At 64.5% G+C, this 22,792-nt stretch carries 22 protein-coding genes; all 22 read left to right on the top strand.

Annotated features, from left to right (window positions below; all coding sequences use genetic code 11):
- Nucleotides 1-114: 114 nt before the first annotated feature.
- The 22 genes from I3J27_RS20965 to I3J27_RS20860 all read left to right on the top strand — a co-directional run bounded on the left by I3J27_RS20965 (nt 115) and on the right by I3J27_RS20860 (nt 22,784).
- Nucleotides 115-630 (top strand): MarR family winged helix-turn-helix transcriptional regulator, encoded by a 516-nt coding sequence (locus I3J27_RS20965; protein WP_270160338.1) that lies wholly within the window; start codon nt 115-117, stop codon nt 628-630.
- Nucleotides 631-806: 176 nt separating this feature from the next.
- Nucleotides 807-3,059 (top strand): TonB-dependent siderophore receptor, encoded by a 2,253-nt coding sequence (locus tag I3J27_RS20960; RefSeq protein ID WP_270172853.1) that lies wholly within the window; start codon nt 807-809, stop codon nt 3,057-3,059.
- A gap of 22 nt (nt 3,060-3,081) precedes the next feature.
- Complete coding sequence (locus I3J27_RS20955; protein ID WP_270160337.1) at nt 3,082-4,218, top strand: PepSY-associated TM helix domain-containing protein; 1,137 nt, start codon at nt 3,082-3,084, stop codon at nt 4,216-4,218.
- Entirely contained in the window at nt 4,215-4,448 is a 234-nt protein-coding gene (locus I3J27_RS20950; protein WP_270160336.1) for a hypothetical protein, read from the top strand. The genes I3J27_RS20955 and I3J27_RS20950 overlap by 4 nt, the downstream gene beginning before the upstream one ends.
- Before the next feature lie 247 nt (nt 4,449-4,695).
- The gene (locus I3J27_RS20945; protein ID WP_008136158.1) at nt 4,696-5,061 is read left to right on the top strand and encodes an NADH-quinone oxidoreductase subunit A; all 366 of its coding nucleotides are present in this window, start codon (nt 4,696-4,698) and stop codon (nt 5,059-5,061) included.
- Nucleotides 5,052-5,639 (top strand): NuoB/complex I 20 kDa subunit family protein, encoded by a 588-nt coding sequence (locus tag I3J27_RS20940; protein ID WP_270160335.1) that lies wholly within the window; start codon nt 5,052-5,054, stop codon nt 5,637-5,639. The genes I3J27_RS20945 and I3J27_RS20940 overlap by 10 nt, the downstream gene beginning before the upstream one ends.
- A gap of 11 nt (nt 5,640-5,650) precedes the next feature.
- Entirely contained in the window at nt 5,651-6,262 is a 612-nt protein-coding gene (locus I3J27_RS20935) for an NADH-quinone oxidoreductase subunit C (protein WP_270160334.1), read from the top strand.
- A gap of 2 nt (nt 6,263-6,264) precedes the next feature.
- Nucleotides 6,265-7,461, top strand: a complete 1,197-nt coding sequence (locus I3J27_RS20930) for an NADH-quinone oxidoreductase subunit D (protein ID WP_270160333.1) — start codon at nt 6,265-6,267, stop codon at nt 7,459-7,461.
- The gene (locus I3J27_RS20925; protein WP_270160332.1) at nt 7,461-8,438 is read left to right on the top strand and encodes an FkbM family methyltransferase; all 978 of its coding nucleotides are present in this window, start codon (nt 7,461-7,463) and stop codon (nt 8,436-8,438) included. Before I3J27_RS20930 ends, I3J27_RS20925 begins: the two co-directional genes overlap by 1 nt.
- 12 nt (nt 8,439-8,450) lie before the next feature.
- Nucleotides 8,451-9,062 carry an NADH-quinone oxidoreductase subunit NuoE gene (gene nuoE, locus I3J27_RS20920; protein WP_270160331.1) on the top strand — a complete coding sequence of 204 codons (612 nt, stop codon included), beginning with the start codon at nt 8,451-8,453 and terminating at the stop codon, nt 9,060-9,062.
- Nucleotides 9,062-9,268 (top strand): hypothetical protein, encoded by a 207-nt coding sequence (locus I3J27_RS20915; RefSeq protein WP_270160330.1) that lies wholly within the window; start codon nt 9,062-9,064, stop codon nt 9,266-9,268. The genes nuoE and I3J27_RS20915 overlap by 1 nt, the downstream gene beginning before the upstream one ends.
- Before the next feature lie 15 nt (nt 9,269-9,283).
- Nucleotides 9,284-10,609 (top strand): NADH-quinone oxidoreductase subunit NuoF, encoded by a 1,326-nt coding sequence (gene nuoF / locus I3J27_RS20910; RefSeq protein WP_270160329.1) that lies wholly within the window; start codon nt 9,284-9,286, stop codon nt 10,607-10,609.
- Between the two features lie 5 nt (nt 10,610-10,614).
- Nucleotides 10,615-12,690 carry an NADH-quinone oxidoreductase subunit NuoG gene (nuoG, locus tag I3J27_RS20905; protein ID WP_270160328.1) on the top strand — a complete coding sequence of 692 codons (2,076 nt, stop codon included), beginning with the start codon at nt 10,615-10,617 and terminating at the stop codon, nt 12,688-12,690.
- A 10-nt stretch (nt 12,691-12,700) separates the two neighbouring features.
- Nucleotides 12,701-13,768: an NADH-quinone oxidoreductase subunit NuoH gene (gene nuoH / locus I3J27_RS20900; protein ID WP_270160327.1), complete on the top strand. Its 1,068-nt coding sequence runs from the start codon at nt 12,701-12,703 to the stop codon at nt 13,766-13,768.
- 14 nt (nt 13,769-13,782) lie between these two features.
- Nucleotides 13,783-14,271 (top strand): NADH-quinone oxidoreductase subunit NuoI, encoded by a 489-nt coding sequence (nuoI, locus tag I3J27_RS20895; protein ID WP_027529879.1) that lies wholly within the window; start codon nt 13,783-13,785, stop codon nt 14,269-14,271.
- A gap of 9 nt (nt 14,272-14,280) precedes the next feature.
- Entirely contained in the window at nt 14,281-14,919 is a 639-nt protein-coding gene (locus tag I3J27_RS20890) for an NADH-quinone oxidoreductase subunit J (RefSeq protein ID WP_270160326.1), read from the top strand.
- Nucleotides 14,916-15,224: an NADH-quinone oxidoreductase subunit NuoK gene (nuoK, locus tag I3J27_RS20885; RefSeq protein WP_008547737.1), complete on the top strand. Its 309-nt coding sequence runs from the start codon at nt 14,916-14,918 to the stop codon at nt 15,222-15,224. The genes I3J27_RS20890 and nuoK overlap by 4 nt, the downstream gene beginning before the upstream one ends.
- An 8-nt stretch (nt 15,225-15,232) precedes the next feature.
- Nucleotides 15,233-17,338, top strand: a complete 2,106-nt coding sequence (gene nuoL, locus I3J27_RS20880; protein ID WP_270160325.1) for an NADH-quinone oxidoreductase subunit L — start codon at nt 15,233-15,235, stop codon at nt 17,336-17,338.
- Nucleotides 17,339-18,847 carry an NADH-quinone oxidoreductase subunit M gene (locus tag I3J27_RS20875; RefSeq protein WP_270160324.1) on the top strand — a complete coding sequence of 503 codons (1,509 nt, stop codon included), beginning with the start codon at nt 17,339-17,341 and terminating at the stop codon, nt 18,845-18,847.
- A 22-nt stretch (nt 18,848-18,869) separates the two neighbouring features.
- Nucleotides 18,870-20,306, top strand: coding sequence for an NADH-quinone oxidoreductase subunit NuoN (nuoN, locus tag I3J27_RS20870; protein ID WP_270160323.1), 1,437 nt, complete (start codon nt 18,870-18,872; stop codon nt 20,304-20,306).
- Nucleotide 20,307: 1 nt separating this feature from the next.
- Complete coding sequence (locus tag I3J27_RS20865; protein ID WP_270160322.1) at nt 20,308-21,114, top strand: biotin--[acetyl-CoA-carboxylase] ligase; 807 nt, start codon at nt 20,308-20,310, stop codon at nt 21,112-21,114.
- The gene (locus I3J27_RS20860; RefSeq protein WP_270160321.1) at nt 21,114-22,784 is read left to right on the top strand and encodes a ribonuclease J; all 1,671 of its coding nucleotides are present in this window, start codon (nt 21,114-21,116) and stop codon (nt 22,782-22,784) included. Before I3J27_RS20865 ends, I3J27_RS20860 begins: the two co-directional genes overlap by 1 nt.
- Nucleotides 22,785-22,792 lie beyond the last annotated feature (8 nt).

The following is a 22,792-nucleotide window of genomic DNA, read 5'->3' as shown; positions in this document are numbered from 1 at the left end:
ATAGATGACAATGTCAACGATATTCCGGAATGCGTCTTAGTCGCATTCGGATCAGATGGGGGAGGTTGCGCTACCAGACTTGGCATGCCCCGGCTTTCTTGGCAGAGGTGGACCATGAGCCAGACATCGAGCAGGGACGGGCACGCGTCGCCCGATGCGGACGGAAGCCACTCGCCGGCGCCGATCACCGTGATGCTGTCGTCGCGACTGATGGTGCTCGCCAACCTGCTCAAGCGCGGCGCGATCCTGCGCTACAAGCGCCTTGCCGGACTGAACTCGGTCGAGTTCGGTCTCGTCGCCTCGCTCGGCCGCCGGCCGCCGATGAGCGTGGCGCGGCTCGCCGAAGCCGTCGGCCAGGACAAGGGCCAGATCAGCCGCGCGCTCGCGGAACTGGTCTCGCGCAAGCTGATCGTGAAATCGGCGAACCCGAAGGACAGCCGCGAGGTGCTGGTCGCTCTGACCCCGGCGGGCCTCGCCGCGCATGATGCGATCGTCGAAGGCGCGCAGGAGCGCAATCGGCGCTTGCTGGAACAATTGAGCAAGGACGAGTTCGAGACGCTGCTGGCGCAGATCGACCGTCTCACGGCGACCGCCGAGAAAATGCTCGAAGCCGAGAAAGTTCCGCGCTGATCCCTCAGCAATCTCCGGAAATATTGGATCGCTTCTAAGAGTCTTTCTAAGAAGTTTTCAATTAGCGAATTCGCGCTCCCTCACATAAGCGTCGTCGCAAGCGCATGCCGTTCCGGGACAGGCGGCATGACGCATCAAAAAATGCAGCTTTGGGGTGCGCGTTGAACAGTCTGGGAATGCTGCGGTCGGCCGTGTTGGCGACCGCGTCCGCTTGGGTTTTGATGCCGCAGGCGTCGCTTGCACAATCTTCCGCGCACAGTGGTGCGCAGAACCTGCCGTCGGTCACCGTCACTGCGCCGGAAGCACGGCGGCGTGCAGCCGCAGCGGCGCCGCGCCGCGCGCCGCGGCCGTCGGCGCAGACCGCCGCCAGCCGCAGACCGGTTCAGCAGCGCAATGTCGGCTTCGTCGAGACGCCGCGTGGTCCGGTGAATGGCTACGTCGCCGGCCGCAGCTCGTCAGGCACCAAGACCAACACGCCGATCATGCAGACGCCGCAATCGGTGTCGGTGATCGGCGCCGAGCAGATCCGTGACCAGAAGCCGAACAAGCTCGACGAAGTCCTGCGCTACACAGCCGGCGTGCGCGCCGGAACGTTCGGCGCGGATACGCGCAACGACTGGTGGCTGATCCGCGGCTTCAAGTCCGACGACATCGGACTGTTTCTCGACGGCATGCAGCTCTTCTACACGTCCTATGCGAGCTGGAAGCTCCAGCCCTCGAACATGGAGCGAGTCGAGGTGCTGCGCGGTCCGTCGGCAGTGCTCTATGGCGGATCGAGCCCGAGCGGTATCGTCAACGTCATCAGCAAGATGCCGCCGACCGAGCCGATCCGCTACATCGAGACCGGCGTCAACAATTTCGGCAACGCCTATGTCGGCTTCGACGTCGGCGGACCGGTCGCGACGCAGCCGCAGGACGGCAAGCTGTTCTATCGCGTCGTCGGCCAGGTCCAGAACGGCAACACCCAGGTCAACTTCACGCCCGACAACAACTACTTCATCGCGCCATCGTTCACTTGGAAGCCGGATGCCGACACGACCTTTACGGTGCTCGCGTCGGCTTCGAAGCAGGACACGCGCGGCATCAACTTCCTGCCCTACCAGGGCACGGTGACCAACGGGCCGCTCGGCAAGATCCCGACCAGCTTTTTCGCCGGCGATCCCAACGTCGACAAGTTCACCCGCGAGCAGGAGATGCTCGGCTACCAGTTCGAACGCAATCTCACCGACGATCTGACGTTCCGGCAGAATGCGCGGTTCGCGCATGTCGACGTGACTTATCGCGGCTATGTCGGCAACGGCTGGTCCGACATCAACACGGCCAGTTTGGCTCGCTACAATTGGTATGCGAAGAACACTGCCAATCAGGCCAATCTCGACAACCAGCTGGAGTACCGCTTCAACACCGGTCCTGTCAGGCACACGATGCTGTTTGGCGTCGATCTGAAGGGCTACCAGATCGACGACTATCAGGCCTTCAACTTCGGTACAGTCCCGTCGATCAACGTGTTCAATCCCGCCTACGGGACCAACATTCCGATCACTGGCGCCCCGTTTCGCAACGCCCGGATAACGCAGAAGCAGGCCGGGACCTACGTCCAGGACCAGATGAAGCTCGGCAACTTCACGCTGGTGCTGAGCGGTCGCAACGATTGGGTCGAGACGACGCAGGCCGCGCGCGACACGGGCGCCACGGTCGCCAGCCGCGACGACAGCAGGTTCAGCGGGCGCGCTGGGCTGATCTACAATTTCGACAACGGTATCGCGCCCTACGTCTCCTATTCGACAAGCTACAATCCGATCATCGGGCTCAACGCGCAGAACCAGTTGTTTCTGCCGGAGACCGGCCAGCAGGCCGAGATCGGCGTGAAGGTCGCGCCAAAGGGATTCGACGGCTACTTCACCGCCTCGGTGTTCGACCTGAAGCGGCAGAACGTGGCCACCACCGATCCGGTCATCACCACGCTGCAGAACCAGACCGGCGAGGTGACCTCCCGCGGTATCGAGCTCGAAGCAGTGGCCAATGCCACGAAGGAATTGAAGTTCATTGGCGCCTTCACGGCGTATCATCTCTTCACCAGCAAGGATCTCAATCCGGCGCTGGTCGGCAAGACGCCGACCAACACGCCCGAGATGCTGGTGTCGGGCTGGGCGGACTACACCTTCAAGGATGGGCCGCTCGAAGGGTTCGGTTTCGGCGGCGGCGTGCGTTATATCGGCTCGTCCTGGGCCGACACCGCTAACACCCTCGAGGTTCCCGCAGTGGTGCTCGGCGATCTCGCGGTCCATTACGAATGGCAGAACTGGCGCACGGCGATCAACGTGATCAATTTCACCGACAAGATCTATGTCGCGAGCTGCGCGTCGACCTCATCCTGCTTCTACGGCGACCGCAGGCGCGTCGCCGCCAGCGTCTCGTACAAATGGTGAGGACAGGCGAGGGGACGCCATCGTGAAGGCGCGCACGGTCAGGCTCTGGTCCGTGGTCCACACCTGGACCAGCCTGATCTCGACCGTCTTCCTGCTGCTGCTCTGCCTCACCGGCCTGCCGCTGATCTTCCATCACGAGATCGATGAGCTCCTGGGCTATGCCCCCCAGCCCGAAGCTCACGCGGGCGCGGCGCGTGCGACGACGCAAGCCGTCGCCGACGCCGCGCTCGCCGCGGATCCCGGCCGCGTGATGCAATATATCTCCTGGGACAAGGACGAGCCCGGGATCGTGACCGCCTTCACCAACAGCGCCGTCGACGGGCTGCCTGACAATACCACCGTGCGCGCCTTCGACGCGGTCTCGACCAAGCTGCTCGGACCGGTCGGCATCGGCCCGATGCTGATCATGCTCAAGCTGCATACCGACATGTTCGTCGGCCAGCCTGGAAAGCTGTTTCTCGGCGGGATGGGGCTGTTGTTCGCCATCGCCATCGTCTCCGGCGTGGTGCTGTACTGGCCGTTCACCCGGCGGTTGCGCTTTGCCACCATTCGCGACCGCGCCTCGCGCCGCGTGCGCTGGCTCGACTGGCACAATCTGATCGGCGTCGTGACGGTCGCCTGGGCGCTGGTGGTTGGCGTCACCGGCGTCGTCAACACCTGGGCCGAACTGATGCTCAACCAGTGGAAGGCCACCGAGCTTGCCAGCATGGTCGCGCCCTATGCCGGCAAGCCGCCGCCCTCGCATCTCGCCTCGCTCGATGACGTCGTCGCGCGCGCGAGACAGGCGGCGCCGGGCATGGAGGTCGCCTTCATCGCCTTTCCGGGCACGCCCTTCAGCTCCTCGCATCACTTCGCCGCCTTCATGCGCGGCGACACGGCTTTGACTGCGCGGCTGCTCAAGCCGGTGCTGCTTGACGGCGAAACCGGGGAGGTCGCCGACAGCCGGGCGCTGCCGCTCTATCTTCAGGCGCTTCTGATCTCGCAGCCGCTGCATTTCGGCGACTATGGCGGGATGCCGCTCAAGGTGATCTGGGCCGCGCTCGACCTGCTCACCATCGTTGTGATCGGCAGCGGCCTCTATCTCTGGCTGGCGCGGCGGCGCAAGCGCGCGCCCGCCAAGGCCGACGCATTCGCCAGACGAGCCCCGGTCCCGTCGTGACGCATGGCTCCTCTGACCGCTCGCGCCTGTGGATACGTGTCTTTGCTGCACCTATCCTGCTGGTGGTTGCGACGATCACGGGCCTGTTAGCGGCGCTGCTCTGGGGAACGCTCGGTCAGTATGTCGCCTGGGTGACGGTCGGGGCCCCGGTACTGGTCATTGCCTGGGTTTGGGTGCGCTGCCGCACGCAAAAACCCGAGCATTTTGACCGGATGTTACGCGGCAAATAGCTGCCGCGGCCGGCGCGCCGCAATTCCAGAGCTGCTGCTGCAAAACTGTGGCCGCCCTTGCTGGGTCCGGCGATCTGCTCCATACCAGCCGCGGGGTGATTCCGGGATTTTTCGCTGGTCTGGGAGCGGCAAAGGGCCTGAAAAGAGCGTGTCTTGCGCCCATTGGTGCACTGCGCTAAGGCTCAGAACAATTCCAAACTGGACGAATCCGTGGCTGTCCCGAGGCTGCGGGAAAAAGGGCTCGTCAATGAGCGGTATTCTACAGAACTATCTACCACTCGTCGTCTTTATAGGGGTAGCGGGCCTCATTGGCCTGGTGCTGCTGATCGCGCCCTTCATCGTCGCGTTCCAGCAGCCGGATCCGGAAAAGCTGTCGGCGTATGAGTGCGGTTTCAACGCCTTCGACGACGCCCGCATGAAGTTCGACGTTCGCTTCTATCTGGTCGCCATCCTCTTCATCATCTTCGACCTCGAGGTGGCGTTCCTGTTTCCCTGGGCGGTGGCGTTCGGCAAGCTTGGCGCGACCGGCTTCTGGTCCATGGTGGTGTTCCTCGCCGTGCTGACGGTCGGGTTCGCCTATGAATGGAAGAAGGGAGCACTCGAATGGGATTGAACCCTGCATCGTCCGCCGGTCCGGTTCTCGCACCGGCCCCCAAGGGCATCCTGGACCCGTCGACCGGCAAGCCGGTCGGGGCCAATGATCCGTTCTTCCTCGAGGTCAATTCCGAGCTGTCCGACAAGGGCTTCTTCGTGGCCGCGACCGACGACCTCATCACCTGGGCCCGCACCGGCTCGCTGATGTGGATGACCTTCGGTCTCGCCTGCTGCGCAGTCGAGATGATGCAGGTGTCGATGCCGCGCTACGACGTCGAGCGCTTCGGCTTCGCCCCGCGTGCCTCGCCGCGCCAGTCCGACGTGATGATCGTCGCGGGCACCCTGACCAACAAGATGGCGCCGGCTTTGCGCAAGGTCTACGACCAGATGCCCGAGCCGCGCTACGTCATCTCGATGGGCTCCTGCGCCAACGGCGGCGGCTACTATCACTATTCCTACTCGGTCGTGCGTGGCTGCGACCGCATCGTGCCGATCGACATCTACGTGCCGGGCTGCCCGCCCACGGCGGAAGCGCTGCTCTACGGCGTGCTGCTGCTGCAGAAGAAGATCCGCCGCACCGGCACCATCGAACGCTAAGGTTTTACGTCATGGACGACGCCAAGCTCGACGCCCTGGGGCAGACGATCGTTAGCGCGCTTCCGGGCGCCGCGCTCGGTCACTCCGTGGCCTTCAACCAGCTCACGGTCGATGTCGAGGCCGGCAAGATCGTCGAGGTGGTGACGTACCTCCGCGACGATCCGAAATGCCGTTTCGTCAACTTCACCGACATCACGGCGGCGGACTATCCCGATCGCGAGAAGCGTTTCGACGTCATCTATCACTTCCTGTCACCGACGCTGAACACGCGGATCCGGCTCAAGGCCCAGGCCGACGAGACCACGCAGGTGCCGTCGCTGATCGAGGTGTTCCCGGGCGCCGACTGGTTCGAGCGCGAGGCCTACGACCTCTACGGCGTGTTCTTCGTCGGCCATCCCGACATGCGCCGCATCCTCACCGATTACGGTTTCGAAGGCCATCCGCTGCGCAAGGATTTCCCGACCACCGGTTTCGTCGAGGTCCGCTACGACGATCAGGAGAAGCGGGTGGTGTACGAGCCGGTGCGCCTCAACCAGGAATTCCGCAAGTTCGATTTCCTCTCGCCGTGGGAAGGGGCGGACTATCCGCTTCCCGGTGACGAGAAGGCGGGACCGAAGGTCTGATCATGAACGAGCAACCCGAACAGCTTCGCAATTTCACCATCAATTTCGGCCCGCAGCATCCTGCGGCGCACGGCGTGTTGCGTCTGGTGCTGGAGCTTGACGGCGAAGTCGTCGCCCGCGTCGACCCGCATATCGGCCTGCTTCATCGCGGCACCGAAAAGCTGATCGAGCAGAAGACCTATCTCCAGGCGATCCCGTATTTCGACCGGCTCGACTACGTCGCGCCGATGAACCAGGAGCATGCCTTCTGTCTCGCCGCAGAGAAGCTGCTCGGCATCGAGGTGCCGCGCCGCGGCCAGCTCATCCGCGTGCTCTATTGCGAGATCGGCCGCATTCTCTCGCATCTTCTCAACGTCACCACGCAGGCGATGGACGTCGGCGCGCTGACCCCGCCGCTGTGGGGTTTCGAAGAGCGCGAGAAGCTGATGGTATTCTACGAGCGCGCCTCCGGCAGCCGTATGCATGCAGCCTACTTCCGCGTCGGCGGCGTGCATCAGGACCTGCCGCAGAAGCTGGTCGACGACATCGATGCCTGGTGCGATCCGTTCCTGAAGGTGGTGGACGATCTCGACCGGCTGCTCACCGCCAACCGCATCTTCAAGCAGCGCAACGTCGACATCGGCGTGGTGTCGCTGAAGGAAGCCTGGGAGTGGGGCTTTTCGGGCGTGATGGTGCGCGGCTCGGGCGCGGCCTGGGATTTGCGCAAGTCGCAGCCCTACGAGTGCTACGCCGAGATGGATTTCGACATTCCGATCGGCAAGAACGGCGACTGCTACGACCGTTATCTGATCCGCATGGAAGAGATGCGCCAGTCCATTCGCATCATGAAACAGTGCATCCAGAAGCTGAATGCGGCCGATGGGAAGGGCCCCGTCGTCGTCGAGGACAACAAGGTCGCGCCGCCGCGCCGCGGCGAGATGAAGCGCTCGATGGAAGCGCTGATCCACCACTTCAAGCTCTACACCGAAGGCGTCCACGTGCCCGCCGGCGAGATCTACGCCGCGGTCGAGGCGCCCAAGGGCGAGTTCGGCGTCTATCTGATCTCCGACGGCACCAACAAGCCCTACAAGTGCAAGATCCGCGCGCCGGGCTTTGCGCATCTCCAGGCCATGGACCACATCTGCCGCGGCCATCTGCTCGCCGACGTCTCGGCGATCCTCGGCTCGCTCGACATCGTGTTCGGAGAGGTCGATCGGTGATGGCGCAGGCGCCAATCCAGTTTGACCGCGCCTCGGGGGCCCTTGAAGGGGCCAACCTGTGGGAGCGGACGGCTGCCTTGGCGCTGGTGACGGGATCGAAGATCTCCTCGCACTTCTCGCATATGGGCTACATCGCCTGCGCCAATCTGCTGGCGAAGACGCTGCCCAAGCGCAACATCGCGATCAAGCTCAACCCCGACGCCGTGTTCGAATTCCCTTACGGCGACGGCTACTGGAGCAAGCTGCTCAACCGCTCCTACAATTACGAGGACGAGCTGGAGCTGCTGTTCGCCGATTCCATCGACGTCGACTACACGCTGCTCGATTGCGGGGCCAATTACGGCTACTGGTCGGTGCTGGTGTCGAGCAGACCGTTCGGCTCGCACAAGGCGATCGCGATCGAGCCGTCCGGGCAGAACTACCCGAAGCTCGCCAACAACGCCCGCGTCAATGGCAACCGCTTCGAGGCCATGAAGTGCGCCATCGGCGCCACCCGCGGCACCGCGCGGCTGTCGGGCACCAAGCACGAAGCCTTCAGCATCGCCGGCGATCCCTCAGCGGGCGGTGAGGACGTGCCTGTGATCGCGCTCGACAACCTCATCGACGACGGCAAGGTCTCTGCCAGCGGCAAATATCTGATCAAGCTCGACGTCGAGGGTGTCGAGATCGAGGCGATCAAGGGCGGCGCCCGGCTGCTCCAGGCCGACAGCGTCATCATGTGCGAGGAGCACGGCAGCGATCGCTCGCATGCGGTCTCGCGCTACATCCTCGAACAGACCCCGCTGAAGCTGATCGTGTTCGATCCGCGCAGCAATCGGATGGAGACCGTGACCGAGCTGTCGATCCTCGACCGCATCAAGGTTTCGACCCATGTCGGCTACAACGTTTTCGGCACCGCAAGCGCATTCTGGCAGGACAGGATCGAAGCCCTGAATGCCAAGAACCTGAATGCCAAGACTTCGCGCCGTATGCAGTGAGAGATTGAAGATATGTCCGTCCGCCGATTAGCACCGAAGGAAGTCCAGCCCGCGAGCTTTGCGTTCACGGAGGAGAACCTCGCGTTCGCCAAGCAGCAGATCGCGAAATATCCGGCCGGCCGGCAAGCCTCCGCGGTCATCGCGATCCTCTGGCGTGCGCAGGAACAGCACGACGGCTGGGTCTCGGAAGCCGCGATCCGCGTCATCGCCGACATGCTCGACATGCCCTATATCCGCGTGCTGGAAGTCGCGACCTTCTACACGATGTTCCAGCTCGCACCCGTGGGCAAGAAGGCTCACGTCCAGGTCTGCGGCACCACGCCGTGCCGCCTGCGCGGTGCCGAGGATCTGATTCACGTCTGCGAGCACCGCATCCATCACGAGCCCTTCCATCTCTCCAAGGACGGCAATTTCAGCTGGGAAGAGGTGGAGTGCCTCGGGGCCTGCGTGAACGCGCCGATGGTGCTGATCGGCAAGGACACCTATGAGGACCTGACCAAGGAGAGCTTCGGCAAGGTGCTCGACGGTTTTGCCTCGGGCAATCCGCCCAAGCCCGGTCCGCAGAACGGCCGCCAGTTCTCGGCGCCGAGCACCGGACCGACCACGCTGAAGGAGATCACCTGATGCGTGATCTCTCGTCGCAGGCCATGCAGGGGAGCGGTGCCGTGAAGAACTGGGGCTTCATCGCGATGCATGCCGCCGTGGCGGCCACATTCATTTTCCTGCTGCAGCGTTTCAGCCTGAACGCGTCGCTGGAATCCAGCCTGCTCTGGGCGCTGACCTTCGGTGTCTGCGCCGCCGGACTTGCCTACAAGCAGTCCAATCGTTGATCGGAAAGCACTGATATGCTCGAGGACAAGGACCGCATCTTCAAGAACCTCTACGGCCTCCACGATTGGGGGCTCGAGGGCGCGCGGCGTCGCGGCGCCTGGGATGGCACCAAGACCATCATCGACAAGGGCCGCGACTGGATCATCAACGAGATGAAGGCCTCAGGGCTCCGCGGCCGCGGCGGCGCCGGCTTCCCGACCGGTCTCAAATGGTCCTTCATGCCGAAGGAATCGACCGACGGCCGGCCGAGCTATCTCGTCGTCAACGCCGACGAATCCGAGCCCGGCACCTGCAAGGATCGCGAGATCATGCGGCACGATCCGCATCTGTTGATCGAAGGGTGCCTGATCGCCAGCTGCGCGATGAACGCGCATGCCTGCTACATCTATGTCCGCGGCGAGTTCATCCGCGAGCGCGAGCATCTCCAGGCCGCGATCGACCAGGCCTATGAGGCCAAGCTGGTCGGCAAGGACAACGTCAACGGCTGGCCGTTCGACATCTATGTCGCGCACGGCGCCGGCGCCTACATCTGCGGCGAGGAAACTGCGCTGCTCGAAAGCCTCGAAGGCAAGAAGGGCCAGCCGCGCCTGAAGCCGCCGTTCCCGGCCAATGTCGGCCTGTTCGGCTGCCCGACCACCGTCAACAACGTCGAGTCCATCGCGGTTGCGCCGGACATCCTGCGCCGCGGAGCGGCGTGGTTCGCCGGCATCGGCCGTCCGAACAATGTCGGCACCAAGCTCTTCTGCATCTCCGGCCATGTCGAGCGGCCCTGCAACGTCGAAGAAGCCATGGGCATTCCGTTCCGTGAGCTGATCGACAAGCATTGCGGCGGCATCCGCGGCGGCTGGGACAACCTCAAGGCCGTGATCCCCGGCGGCTCCTCGGTGCGCATGGTGCCGGCCGAACAGATCATCGACACGCCGATGGATTTCGACAGTCTGAGCAAGCTGCGCTCGGGCCTCGGCACCGCAGCCGTGATCGTGATGGACAAGTCGACCGATCTGATCCGCGCCATCGCCCGCATCTCCTATTTCTACAAGCACGAGAGCTGCGGCCAGTGCACGCCGTGCCGCGAGGGCACGGGGTGGATGTGGCGCGTCCTCACCCGCATGGCGGAGGGCCGCGCCCACAAGCGCGAGATCGACATGCTGCTGGAAGTGACAAAGCAGGTCGAAGGCCACACCATCTGCGCGCTCGGCGACGCAGCCGCCTGGCCGATCCAGGGCCTGATCGCGCATTTCCGTCACGAGATCGAAGCGCGCATCGACCAGTATTCGCACAGGGCCGACATTGACGATATCGGCGTCCGCGATCCCGTGAACATGGTCGCGGCGGAGTAAGAGACATGACCAAGCTCATCATCGACGGCAAAGAGATCGATGTCCCCGCCGAATACACGCTGCTCCAGGCGTGCGAAGCGGCCGGCGCCGAGATTCCGCGCTTCTGCTATCACGAGCGGCTGTCGATCGCCGGCAATTGCCGGATGTGCCTCGTCGAGGTGAAGGGTGGCCCGAAGCCGGTCGCGAGCTGTGCCTGGGGCGTGCGCGACTGCCGTCCGGGTCCCAAGGGCGAGCCGCCGGAAATCTCGACGCGTTCGCCGATGGTGAAGAAGGCACGCGAAGGCGTGATGGAATTCCTTCTCATCAACCATCCGCTGGACTGCCCGATCTGCGACCAGGGCGGCGAGTGCGACCTTCAGGACCAGGCGATGGGCTATGGTGTCGACACCAGCCGCTTCGCCGAGAACAAGCGCGCGGTCGAGGACAAATATCTCGGCGCGCTGGTCAAGACCTCGATGAACCGCTGCATCCAGTGCACGCGCTGCGTCCGCTTCTCGGCGGAAGTCGCTGGCGCCCCCGAGATGGGCGCCACCGGCCGCGGCGAGGACATGGAGATCACGACCTATCTCGAGCACGCGCTGACGTCCGAATTGCAGGGCAACCTCGTCGACATCTGCCCGGTCGGCGCGCTGACATCGAAGCCCTATGCCTTCGCGGCGCGTCCCTGGGAGCTCGGCAAGACCCAGTCGATCGACGTGATGGACGGCGTGGGCTCGGCGATCCGCGTCGACACCCGCGGCCGTGAAGTGATGCGCGTGCTGCCGCGCATCAACGAGGCCGTGAACGAGGAGTGGATCTCGGACAAGACCCGCCACGTCGTCGACGGCCTGCGCACCCAGCGCCTCGACCGGCCCTATATCCGCGAAGCCGGCAAGCTGCGTGCGGCGAGCTGGCCCGAGGCCTTTGCCGCGATCGCCGCGAAAGCGGCGCGCACCGACGGCAAGCGCATCGGCGCGATCGCCGGCGACCTCGCCGGCGTCGAGGAGATGTTCGCGCTGAAGGATCTGCTGTCCAAGTACGGCTCGAGCAATCTGGCCGTGCAGGGCGGCGACGCCTTCGATCCCGCGCTTGGGCGCGGCTCGTATATTTTCAATCCGACGCTCGTTGGCGTGGAGCAGGCCGATGCGCTGCTCATCATCGGTGCCAATCCGCGCAAAGAGGCGGCGGTGTTCAACGCCCGCATCCGCAAGCGCTGGCGCGCCGGCGGCTTCAAGGTCGGCGTGATCGGCGCCAAGGTCGACCTGACCTACGACTACGATCATCTCGGCGCGGGCACCGACACGCTCGGCGAGCTCGCGGCTGGCAAGCACTCCTTCATGGATGTGCTGAAGAACGCCAAGAATCCGCTCATCCTGGTCGGCGCGGGCGCGACCTCGCGCCACGACGGCGCGGCCATCCTCGCAGCCAGTGCCAAGCTCGCGCTCGACGTCGGCGCGCTCAAGGACGGCTGGAACGGCTTTGGCGTGCTGCACGAGACCGCCTCGCGCGTCGGTGCGCTCGATATCGGCTTTGTCGCAGGTCAGGGTGGGCTGAACGCGGCTCAGATGACGACGTTCGGCACGCTGGACCTGCTGTTCCTGCTCGGCGCCGACGAGATCAACGCGCCGGACGGCACCTTCGTCGTCTATATCGGCACCCATGGCGACCGCGGCGCGCATCGCGCCGACGTGATCCTGCCGGCGGCCGCCTACACCGAGAAATCCGCGATCTACGTCAACACCGAAGGCCGCGTGCAGATGACCGGCCGCGCCGCGTTCCCGCCGGGCGAAGCCCGCGAGGACTGGGCGATCGTCCGCGCGCTGTCGGAAGCGCTCGGCAAGAAGCTCGGCTACGACTCGCTTGCCGCCCTGCGCCAGGCGATCTTCAAGGCCGTGCCGCATCTGATCCGCCTCGACCAGATCGAGGCCGGCTCGGCCGACCAGATCAGGAAGCTGGCGGGGAAGGGCGGCTCGCCCGAGAAGGCGCCGTTCAAGGCGGCGATCGAGGACTTCTACCTGACCAACCCAATCGCGCGTGCGTCCGCCGTGATGGCGGAATGTTCGCGCCTTGCCTCCGGGCACATGCTGACCGCAGCGGAGTGAGCGTGATCTGATGGAATTCTTCGAAAGCGCATTCTGGACCGGTTTCCTCTGGCCGCTGATCATCATGGTCGCGGAGAGCGTCCTGGTGCTCGTCGTCCTCCTGGTCGCGATCGCCTACATCCTGCTCGCCGACCGCAAGATCTGGGCGGCGGTGCAGATCCGCCGCGGTCCGAACGTGGTTGGCCCGTGGGGCCTGCTGCAATCCTTCGCGGACCTTTTGAAGTTCGTGCTGAAGGAGCCGATCATTCCGGCCGGCGCCAACAAAGGCGTGTTTCTCCTTGCTCCCCTGGTGTCGTGCGTGCTCGCGCTCGCCGCCTGGGCGGTGATCCCGACCAATCTCGGCTGGGTGATCTCCGACATCAATGTCGGCATTCTCTTCATCTTCGCGATCTCGTCGCTGTCGATCTACGGCATCATCATGGCCGGCTGGTCGTCGAACTCGAAGTACCCGTTCCTGGCCGCACTGCGCTCGGCGGCGCAGATGGTGTCCTATGAAGTCTCGATCGGCTTCGTCATCATCACGGTGCTGCTCTGCGCCGGCACGCTGAACCTGTCGGCCGTGGTCGAGGCCCAGCATGCGCGCGGCCTCGCCAGCCTGATCGGGCTGCCGCAGCTCACCATCCTGAACTGGTACGTCTGGCCGCTGTTCCCGATGTTCGTGATCTTCTACGTCTCGGCGCTGGCGGAAACCAACCGTCCGCCCTTCGACCTCGTCGAGGCGGAGTCCGAGCTCGTCGCCGGCTTCATGGTCGAGTACGGCTCGACGCCGTATCTGCTGTTCATGCTCGGCGAGTACGTCGCGATCGTCACGATGTGCGCGATGGCCACGATCCTGTTCCTCGGAGGCTGGCTGCCGCCGGTGGACCTGCCGCCCTTCAACTGGGTGCCGGGGATCATCTGGTTCTCGCTCAAAGTCTTCTTCATGTTCTTCCTGTTCGCGATGGCAAAGGCGATCGTGCCGCGCTACCGCTACGACCAACTGATGCGTCTCGGCTGGAAGGTGTTCCTGCCGCTGTCGCTGGCGATGGTGATCGTGGTGGCCGGCGTGCTGCATTTCGCCGGCATCGCGCCGAAGTGAGGGCCGTCATGGGTATCAACATCAACGCCACTGCACGCTCGCTTCTGCTGTCGGAATTCGTCTCGGCGTTCTTCCTCGCCATGCGCTATTTCTTCCAGCCGAAGCCGACGCTGAACTATCCGTTCGAGAAGGGCCCGATCTCGCCGCGCTTCCGCGGCGAGCATGCGCTGCGCCGCTATCCGAACGGCGAGGAACGCTGCATCGCCTGCAAGCTGTGCGAGGCCATTTGCCCGGCGCAGGCCATCACCATCGAAGCCGGCCCGCGCCGCAACGACGGCACCCGCCGCACCGTGCGCTACGACATCGACATGGTGAAGTGCATCTATTGCGGCCTCTGCCAGGAGGCCTGTCCGGTCGATGCCATCGTCGAAGGTCCGAACTTCGAGTTCGCGACCGAGACCCGCGAGGAACTGTTCTATGACAAGGCCAAGCTGCTCGCCAATGGCGACCGCTGGGAACGCGAGATCGCGAAGGCGATCGAGCTCGACGCGCCTTACCGGTGAGATGAGAGCATGATCCTTCCCGCGCTGTTCTTCTATCTCTTCGCCGGCGTCTGCGTCGCCTCGGCGGTGATGGTGATTGTCTCGCGCAATCCCGTGCACTCCGTGCTGTACCTGATCCTGGCCTTCGTCAACGCCTCCGGCCTGTTCGTGCTGATGGGTGCCGAATTCCTGGCGATGATCCTGATCGTCGTCTATGTCGGCGCCGTCGCGGTGCTGTTCCTGTTCGTGATCATGATGCTCGACGTCGACTTCCTCGAGCTGCGCGAGGGCTTCATTGAGTATTTGCCGGTGGGCCTCGTGATCGGCGGCATCTTCCTGTTCGAGCTGCTGCTCACCGTCGGTTTCTGGGTCATCAACCCCGGCGTCGCCAAGACGATCACGGCGGCGATCCCGACCAACGTCTCGAACACCGAAGCGCTGGGGCTGGTGCTCTATACGAAGTACATCCACTACTTCCAGCTCTCGGGCATGGTGCTGCTGGTCGCCATGATCGGCGCCATCGTGCTGACGCTGCGCCACAAGGCGAGCGTGAAGCGGCAGGACATCAACGTTCAGAACGCGCGCACGCCCGAAATGGCGATGGCGATGCGCAAGGTGGCGCCGGGGCAGGGGCTCTCGGATGCCGACGCGGCGGAGTGGGTGAAATGACGATCGGGCTCGGACACTATCTGGCGGTCGGCGCGATCCTGTTCACGCTCGGCATCCTCGGCATCTTCCTGAACCGCAAGAACATCATCGTCATCTTGATGTCGATCGAGCTGATCCTGCTCTCGGTCAACATCAACCTCGTGGCATTCTCGACCTTCCTCGGCGACATCGTCGGCCAGGTCTTCGCGCTGCTGGTGCTGACCGTTGCGGCCGCTGAAGCCGCGATCGGTCTCGCCATCCTGGTGGTCTATTTCCGCAACCGCGGCTCGATCGCGGTTGAGGACGTCAATCTGATGAAGGGCTGAGCTCAGTCATGGTTCAGGCAATTGTTTTCCTGCCGCTCCTGGGCGCCATTCTGGCCGGCCTGATTGCGCTCGTCGGCGCGCATGGCCGCAACCCCTCGGGCGACGAGGTCGAGCATCATGGCGACCACGGCCATGGTGCTCACGCGCATGCGTCCGACACGATCAACGAGGATGCCTCGGTCATCCATGAGAGCCACCACGAACCCGGCGACGGTCACGACGACCACGGCCACGGCCCGACCGAGCCGCCGGCGGCGGGCTCGCGCGGCGCCGAGCTGATCACCACGGCGCTGCTGTTCGTCTCAGCCGCGCTGTCCTGGATGACGCTGGTCGACGTCGGCTTCATGCACCATGACTACAGGATCCAGCTTCTGCCCTGGATCTTCTCCGGCGAGCTCCAGGTCTGGTGGACCTTGCGCGTCGACACGCTCACCGCCGTGATGCTGGTGGTGGTGACGACCGTGTCCTCGCTCGTTCACCTCTATTCCATCGGCTACATGGACGAGGATCCGAACCGGCCGCGCTTCTTCGGCTATCTCTCGCTGTTCACCTTCGCGATGCTGATGCTGGTGACCGCGGACAACCTCGTGCAGCTGTTCTTCGGCTGGGAGGGCGTGGGTCTCGCCAGCTACCTGCTGATCGGCTTCTGGTACCAGAAGCCGTCGGCGAACGCGGCCGCCATCAAGGCCTTCATCGTCAACCGCGTCGGCGATTTCGGCTTCGCGCTCGGCATCTTCGCGATCTTCGTGCTGGCCGGCTCGACCGATTTCGAGACGATCTTCCACGCCGCACCCGGCCTCACCGGCAAGACCATCGACTTCTTCGGCTGGCACGCCGACGCGCTGACCCTGACCTGCCTGCTGCTGTTCATGGGCGCGATGGGCAAATCGGCGCAGTTCCTGCTGCACACCTGGTTGCCGGACGCGATGGAAGGCCCGACGCCGGTGTCGGCGCTGATCCACGCCGCGACCATGGTCACCGCCGGCGTCTTCATGGTGGCGCGCCTGTCGCCGCTGTTCGAGCTCGCGCCGAACGCGCAGGCCGTCGTGATGTTCTTCGGCGCCACCACCGCGTTCTTTGCCGCGACCATCGGTCTCGTCCAGAACGACATCAAGCGCATCGTCGCCTACTCGACCTGTTCGCAGCTCGGCTACATGTTCGTGGCGATGGGGGCAGGGGCCTATTCGGTCGGCATGTTCCATCTGTTCACGCACGCCTTCTTCAAGGCGCTGCTGTTCTTGGGCTCCGGCTCGGTGATCTACGCGATGCACCACGAGCAGGACATCCGCAACATGGGCGGCCTGTGGAAGAAGATTCCCTACACCTACGCGGTGATGGTGGTCGGCACGCTGGCTCTGACCGGTTTCCCGCTCACCGCGGGCTATTTCTCCAAGGACGCCATCATCGAATCCGCCTACGCCTCGCACAATCCGTTCGCGATGTACGGCTTCCTGATGACGGTCGTCGCCGCCGGCCTGACCTCGTTCTACTCCTGGCGCCTGATCTTCAAGACCTTCCATGGCGAGCCGCATGACGAGCATCACTACGAAGCCGCACATGAGGCCCCGCTCTGGATACTGGTCCCGATCGGCGTGCTCGCGGTCGGCTCGATCATTGCAGGATTCCCGTTCAAGGAGCTGTTCGCTGGTCACGGCGTGGAGGAGTTCTTCCGCGAGTCCGTGAAGATGAACCCGCATATCATCGAGGAGATGCACCACATCCCCGAGACCATCGCCTTCCTGCCGACGGTGATGATGGTGCTGGGCTTCCTCGTCTCGTACCTGTTCTACATCCGCCGGCCGTACATCCCTGTGCAGCTCGCTAAAGAGCAGCCGATGCTGTACCAGTTCCTGCTCAACAAATGGTACTTCGACGAGCTCTATGACCTCATCTTCGTCCGTCCGGCGAAGTGGATCGGCTATCAGCTCTGGAAGAAGGGCGACGGCTTCATCATCGACGGTTTCGGTCCCGACGGCGTCTCGGCGCGCGTGCTGGACGTCACCCGCAACGTCGTGAAGATCCAGACCGGCTATCTCTATCACTACGCCTTCGCCATGCTGATCGGTGCCGCCGGCCTGATCACCTGGTTCATGTTCGGCTTTGGAGGCCAGTAAATGACAACCTGGCCCATCCTTTCGGTCACGACGTTCCTGCCGCTGGTCGGCGCGCTGATCGTCTATCTCAGCCGCGGTGACGACGAGGCCGCCCGGCGCAATGCGCGCTGGATCGCACTCTGGACCACGCTGATCACCTTCGCGGTGTCGGTGATCCTGGTGATGCGCTTCGACCCTGCGAATGCCGATTTCCAGTTCGTCGAGAAGGCGAACTGGCTCGCCACCGGCATCACCTACCACATGGGCGTCGACGGCATCTCGCTGCCGCTGGTGATTCTGACCACCGCGATCATGCCGTTCTGCATCATCGCGAGCTGGAAGGCGATCACGAACCGCGTCCGCGAATACATGATGGCGTTCCTGATCCTGGAAACGCTGATGATCGGCACCTTCTCGGCGCTCGATCTCGTGCTGTTCTATCTGTTCTTCGAGGGTGGCCTGATCCCGATGTTCCTGATCATCGGCGTCTGGGGCGGTCCGCGCCGGGTCTACGCGTCGTTCAAGTTCTTCCTCTACACGCTGCTCGGCTCGGTCCTGATGCTGCTCGCCATCATGGCGCTGTACTGGAACGGCGGCACCACCGACATCCCGACCCTGATGCACACCGCGGTGCCGCGCTCGTTGCAGACCTGGGCGTGGCTGGCCTTCTTCGCCTCCTTCGCGGTGAAGATGCCGATGTGGCCGGTGCACACCTGGCTGCCCGACGCGCATGTCGAGGCGCCGACGGCGGGCTCGGTGGTTCTGGCCGCGATCCTGCTGAAGATGGGCGGCTACGGCTTCCTGCGTTTCTCGCTGCCGATGTTCCCGCTGGCCTCGCACGATTTCGCGCCGTTCGTGTTCACGCTCTCGGCGATCGCCATCATCTACACCTCGCTGGTGGCGTTGATGCAGGAGGACATGAAGAAGCTGATCGCGTACTCCTCGGTCGCGCATATGGGCTTCGTCACCATGGGCATCTTCGCCGGCACCATGCAGGGCGTCGCCGGCGGCGTGTTCCAGATGATCTCGCACGGCATCGTCTCCGGCGCGCTGTTCCTCTGCGTCGGCATCGTCTACGACCGCATGCACACCCGCGAGATCGCGGCCTATGGCGGCCTCGTCAACCGGATGCCGCTCTACGCGCTGACCTTCATGGTCTTCACCATGGCCAATGTCGGTCTGCCCGGCACCTCGGGCTTCGTCGGCGAGTTCATGACGCTGCTCGGCACCTTCAAGGTCTCGATCCCGACCGCGTTCTTCGCCACCTTCGGCGTGATCCTGTCGGCGGGCTACGCGCTGTGGCTCTACCGCAAGGTCGTGTTCGGGGCGCTGGTCAAGCCGTCGCTGATGAGCATGAAGGATCTCACCTTGCGCGAGTGCGTGACGCTGTTCCCGCTGATCGCGCTGACGATCCTATTCGGCGTCTATCCGAAGCCGGTGCTCGACATGTCGGCCGCCTCGGTCCAGCAACTCGTCAACAACTACAACACCGCTGTGACGGCCGTGAAGGCCGCCGCACTGCTCCAGTGATCGGGCAGGTCAGGATATCGCCATGAGCTTTGAGACTGCAGGTTATCAACTGGCGCCGGTGCTGCCCGAGATCGTGCTCGCGGTCGGCGCGATGGCGCTTCTGATGCTCGGGGCCTATCGCGGGCAGGAGACGACCAAGGCGGTGACCTCGCTCGCGGTCCTGCTCCTGGTCGTGGTCGGCGTGCTCGAATACATGCTGCCCGCGGGCAAGCAGGTGACCTTCGGCGGCAGCTTCATCGTCGACGACTTCGCCCGCTTCATGAAGATCCTGGCCCTGATCGGCTCGGCGGTGACGCTGGTGCTGTCGACCGAGTTCCTGTCCGACCCGTCGCGCCGCATCTTCGAATACGCCATCCTGGTGCTGCTCTCGACGCTCGGCATGATGGTGCTGATCTCGGCCGGCGACCTGATCTCGCTCTATCTCGGCCTCGAATTGATGTCGCTCGCGCTCTACGTCGTGGCGGCCTCGAACCGCGACAACGCCAAGTCGACCGAGGCCGGCCTGAAGTACTTCGTGCTCGGCGCGCTGTCCTCGGGCATGCTGCTGTACGGCTCCTCTTTGATTTACGGCTTCACCGGCACCGTCAGCTTCACCGGCATCGCCGCGGCCGCGACGGTGTCGAATGTCGGCCTCGTCTTTGGCCTGGTCTTCCTGCTTGCCGGCCTCTGCTTCAAGGTCTCGGCCGTGCCGTTCCACATGTGGACGCCGGACGTGTATGAGGGCGCCCCGACGCCGGTCACCGCCTTCTTCGCCTCGGCGCCGAAGGTGGCCGCGCTCGCCGTGTTCACCCGCGTCACGCTGACCGCGTTCCCCGGCATCGTCTCGCAATGGCAGCAGATCCTGGTGTTCGTGGCGATCGCTTCGATGGCGCTGGGGTCGTTCGCAGCGATCGGCCAGAGCAACATCAAGCGCCTGATGGCCTATTCCTCGATCGGCCATATGGGCTTTGCCCTGGTCGGTCTTGCCTCCGGCACGGTCGAGGGTGCGCAGGGCGTGCTGATGTACATCGTGATCTATGTCGCGATGACGCTCGGCTCGTTCTCGGTCATCCTCGCCATGAAGCGCAACGGCCTGGCTTTGGAGAAGATCAGCGATTTCGCCGGCCTGTCGCGCACCAATCCGCTGCTTGCCTTCATGTTCGCGATGCTGCTGTTCTCGCTCGCGGGCATTCCGCCGCTCGCCGGCTTCTTCGCCAAATGGTACGTCTTCGTCGCCGCCATCAAGGCGAATTTGTTCACGCTCGCCGTGGTCGGCGTGCTCTCCAGCGTGGTCGGCGCCTACTACTATCTCGCCATCGTCAAGACGATGTATTTCGACGAGCCGGCCGGTCAGGTCGATCCGATGCGCGTCGAGGTGAAGACGGTGCTGGCGGTTTCGGGCCTGTTCACCATCCTGTTCGCGCTGTTCGCGGGCCCGGTGGTGAGCGTCGCCTCCGCCGCCGCCAAGTCGCTGTTCTAGGATGGGGTTCGCGCTCGGTCCTCGCGCACAATCGGCGGGCTACAAGCTCGCGGCTTTCGAACGGACCGGCTCGACCAATACCGAGGCGATCGAACACGCAAGAGCCGGCGAACGCGGCCCGATGTGGTTCGTCACATCCGAGCAGACCGCCGGCCGCGGCCGGCGCCAGCGCCCCTGGATCGCGCCGAAGGGCAATCTCGCCGCCAGCATCCTCGAGGTCCTGGACGTCGCGCCCGCCGTCGCTGCCACGCTCGGCTTTGCGGCCGGGCTGGCGGAGGAGGCGGCGCTGGAGAAGGTCAGCCTGGAGGCTGCGCTCCGCCTCGGCGAGGGCCGTCCCCGCTACGCGCTGAAATGGCCGAACGACGTGCTCGCTGGCGGCAAGAAGCTCGTCGGCATCGGGCTCGAAGCCGAGGCGGTCGGCGACCGTCTGGCGGTGGTCGTCGGCATTGGGACCAACGTCGTGGCAGCTCCGGAAGGCACGCCCACGCCCGCTGTTTCGCTCGCCGCGCTCGGCGTCCAGATCAGCGCGGAGGAACTGTTCTTGGCGCTGTCGGACGCGTGGGTCGAGTTCCGCGGTATCTGGGACAATGGCCGCGGCTTTGCCGAGATCCGAAAACTCTGGCTGGAGCGCGCCGCTGGCCTCGGCGAGCGGGTCGCGATCAACACGGGAACGATGACGCTGGAAGGCATTTTTGACACCCTCGACGACACCGGCTGCCTGATCGTCCGTACCGAGGACGGCCGGCGCCTGCCGGTGGCGGCCGGCGAGGTGTTCTTTGGCCCGGTCCGCTCGGTGGGAGCTGCGTGATGGCGAAGCCCGACGAACTGGTGTTTGCGCCACTCGGCGGTGTCGGCGAGATCGGCATGAACCTGTCGATCTACGGTCTCGGCAACCGCCAGCAGCGGTCCTGGCTGGCGGTCGATCTCGGCGTCTCCTTCGGCGATGAGGAGCATCTGCCGGGCATCGACCTGATCATGCCCGACATCAGCTTCCTGGAGAAGGAACGCAAGAACCTGATGGGCCTGGTGCTGACCCACGCCCATGAGGACCATTTCGGTGCCATCATCGACCTCTGGCCGAAACTGAAATGCCCGATCTACGCGACCCAGTTCAGCGCCGCGCTGTTCGAGGCCAAGTGCGCCGCCGAACGCAACGCCCCGAAGATTCCGGTGACCGTGGTGCCTTCGGGCGGGCGCGTCGATATCGGCCCGTTCAACGTCGAGTTCATCCCCGTCGCGCATTCGATACCGGAGTCGCACGCTCTGGCGATCCACACCGACGTCGGGACCGTGCTGCACACCGGCGATTGGAAGATCGACCCGACACCGATCATCGGTCGTCCCACTGACGAAAAGCGGCTGCGCGAATTGGGCGATGCGGGCCTGATCGCCCTGATCGGCGATTCCACCAACGCGGTGCGTGACGGCCGCTCGCCCTCGGAAGCCGAGGTCGCCAAAACCATTGTCGAGCTGGTCAAGGCCGCCAAGGGGCGGGTCGCAGTGACGACCTTTGCCTCCAACGTCGCGCGCCTCAAGGCCGTCGCGGCCGCGGCCAGGGCCGCCGATCGCGAGGTCGTCGTGGTCGGCCGCGCCATGGAGCGCGTCGTGCAGGTCGCGCGCGAGACCGGCTATCTCGACGGCGTGCAGAATTTCCGCTCGCCCGAGGTCTATGGCCATCTGCCGCAGGACAAGGTGCTGGCGCTTTGTACCGGCAGCCAGGGCGAGCCGCGCGCCGCGCTGGCGCGCATCGCCAATGACGACCATCCCGAGATCACCCTCAACCGCGGCGACAGCGTCATCTTCTCCTCGCGCACCATCCCGGGCAACGAGAAGGCGGTCGGCTCGATTATCAACAATCTGGTGCTTCAAGGCGTCGAGATCATCACCGACCGCGACCATCTGGTCCACGTCTCCGGCCATCCCCGCCGCGACGAGCTGCGCGACATGATCGCCTGGACCCGGCCGCAGCTCCTGATCCCCGTTCATGGCGAGGCCCTGCACCTGCATGAGCACGCCAAGCTCGCGCGCGCCGCCGGCGTGCCCCGCGTGCTGGTCGTCCGCAATGGCGACCTGGTCAAGCTCGGCCCCGGCGATCCCGGCATCGTCGGCGAGGTGCCGTCGGGCCGTCTCTACAAGGACGGCAACATCCTGGAGGATTCCAAGTCCCGCGCCGTGGTCGAGCGGCGCCGCATGGCCTTCTCCGGCTGCGCCTTCGTCGCCATCGCCATGACCGCGCAGGGCGAGCTCGCCGACGATCCCGAGGTCGATCTGGTCGGCATTCCCGAGAAGAACCGGGCCGGCGAGCCCTTCGACGACATCGTGTTCGATGCCGTGGTCTCCACCGTCGAAGGCCTGCCGAAGGCGCGCCGCAGGGATCCCGACGCTTTGGCCGAGTCGGTGCGACGCGCCGTCCGGGCCGTCATCAACGAACATTGGGGCAAAAAGCCCCCCTGTCTGGTACACGTCCTGACAGTTTAGTTTGCGCA

Source organism: Bradyrhizobium xenonodulans (assembly GCF_027594865.1).
In the GTDB taxonomy this organism is placed as follows: domain Bacteria; phylum Pseudomonadota; class Alphaproteobacteria; order Rhizobiales; family Xanthobacteraceae; genus Bradyrhizobium; species Bradyrhizobium xenonodulans.
Note: the sequence above shows the minus strand (reverse complement) of the source record. Positions and strands in the feature narration are given on the sequence as shown.

Bases quoted from the DNA above. Each gene is read 5' to 3' on its own strand.
- I3J27_RS20940 (WP_270160335.1), top strand. From the start codon at position 5,052: ATGGGATTGAACCCTGCATCGTCCGCCGGTCCGGTTCTCGCACCGGCC.
- I3J27_RS20875 (WP_270160324.1), top strand. From the start codon at position 17,339: ATGACAACCTGGCCCATCCTTTCGGTCACGACGTTCCTGCCGCTGGTC.
- nuoN (WP_270160323.1), top strand. From the start codon at position 18,870: ATGAGCTTTGAGACTGCAGGTTATCAACTGGCGCCGGTGCTGCCCGAG.
- I3J27_RS20965 (WP_270160338.1), top strand. From the start codon at position 115: ATGAGCCAGACATCGAGCAGGGACGGGCACGCGTCGCCCGATGCGGAC.
- nuoF (WP_270160329.1), top strand. From the start codon at position 9,284: ATGCTCGAGGACAAGGACCGCATCTTCAAGAACCTCTACGGCCTCCAC.
- I3J27_RS20935 (WP_270160334.1), top strand. From the start codon at position 5,651: ATGGACGACGCCAAGCTCGACGCCCTGGGGCAGACGATCGTTAGCGCG.
- I3J27_RS20945 (WP_008136158.1), top strand. From the start codon at position 4,696: ATGAGCGGTATTCTACAGAACTATCTACCACTCGTCGTCTTTATAGGG.
- I3J27_RS20865 (WP_270160322.1), top strand. From the start codon at position 20,308: ATGGGGTTCGCGCTCGGTCCTCGCGCACAATCGGCGGGCTACAAGCTC.
- I3J27_RS20890 (WP_270160326.1), top strand. From the start codon at position 14,281: ATGATCCTTCCCGCGCTGTTCTTCTATCTCTTCGCCGGCGTCTGCGTC.
- I3J27_RS20960 (WP_270172853.1), top strand. From the start codon at position 807: ATGCTGCGGTCGGCCGTGTTGGCGACCGCGTCCGCTTGGGTTTTGATG.
- nuoE (WP_270160331.1), top strand. From the start codon at position 8,451: ATGTCCGTCCGCCGATTAGCACCGAAGGAAGTCCAGCCCGCGAGCTTT.
- I3J27_RS20860 (WP_270160321.1), top strand. From the start codon at position 21,114: ATGGCGAAGCCCGACGAACTGGTGTTTGCGCCACTCGGCGGTGTCGGC.
- nuoL (WP_270160325.1), top strand. From the start codon at position 15,233: ATGGTTCAGGCAATTGTTTTCCTGCCGCTCCTGGGCGCCATTCTGGCC.
- I3J27_RS20915 (WP_270160330.1), top strand. From the start codon at position 9,062: ATGCGTGATCTCTCGTCGCAGGCCATGCAGGGGAGCGGTGCCGTGAAG.
- nuoK (WP_008547737.1), top strand. From the start codon at position 14,916: ATGACGATCGGGCTCGGACACTATCTGGCGGTCGGCGCGATCCTGTTC.
- I3J27_RS20925 (WP_270160332.1), top strand. From the start codon at position 7,461: ATGGCGCAGGCGCCAATCCAGTTTGACCGCGCCTCGGGGGCCCTTGAA.
- nuoH (WP_270160327.1), top strand. From the start codon at position 12,701: ATGGAATTCTTCGAAAGCGCATTCTGGACCGGTTTCCTCTGGCCGCTG.
- nuoG (WP_270160328.1), top strand. From the start codon at position 10,615: ATGACCAAGCTCATCATCGACGGCAAAGAGATCGATGTCCCCGCCGAA.
- I3J27_RS20930 (WP_270160333.1), top strand. From the start codon at position 6,265: ATGAACGAGCAACCCGAACAGCTTCGCAATTTCACCATCAATTTCGGC.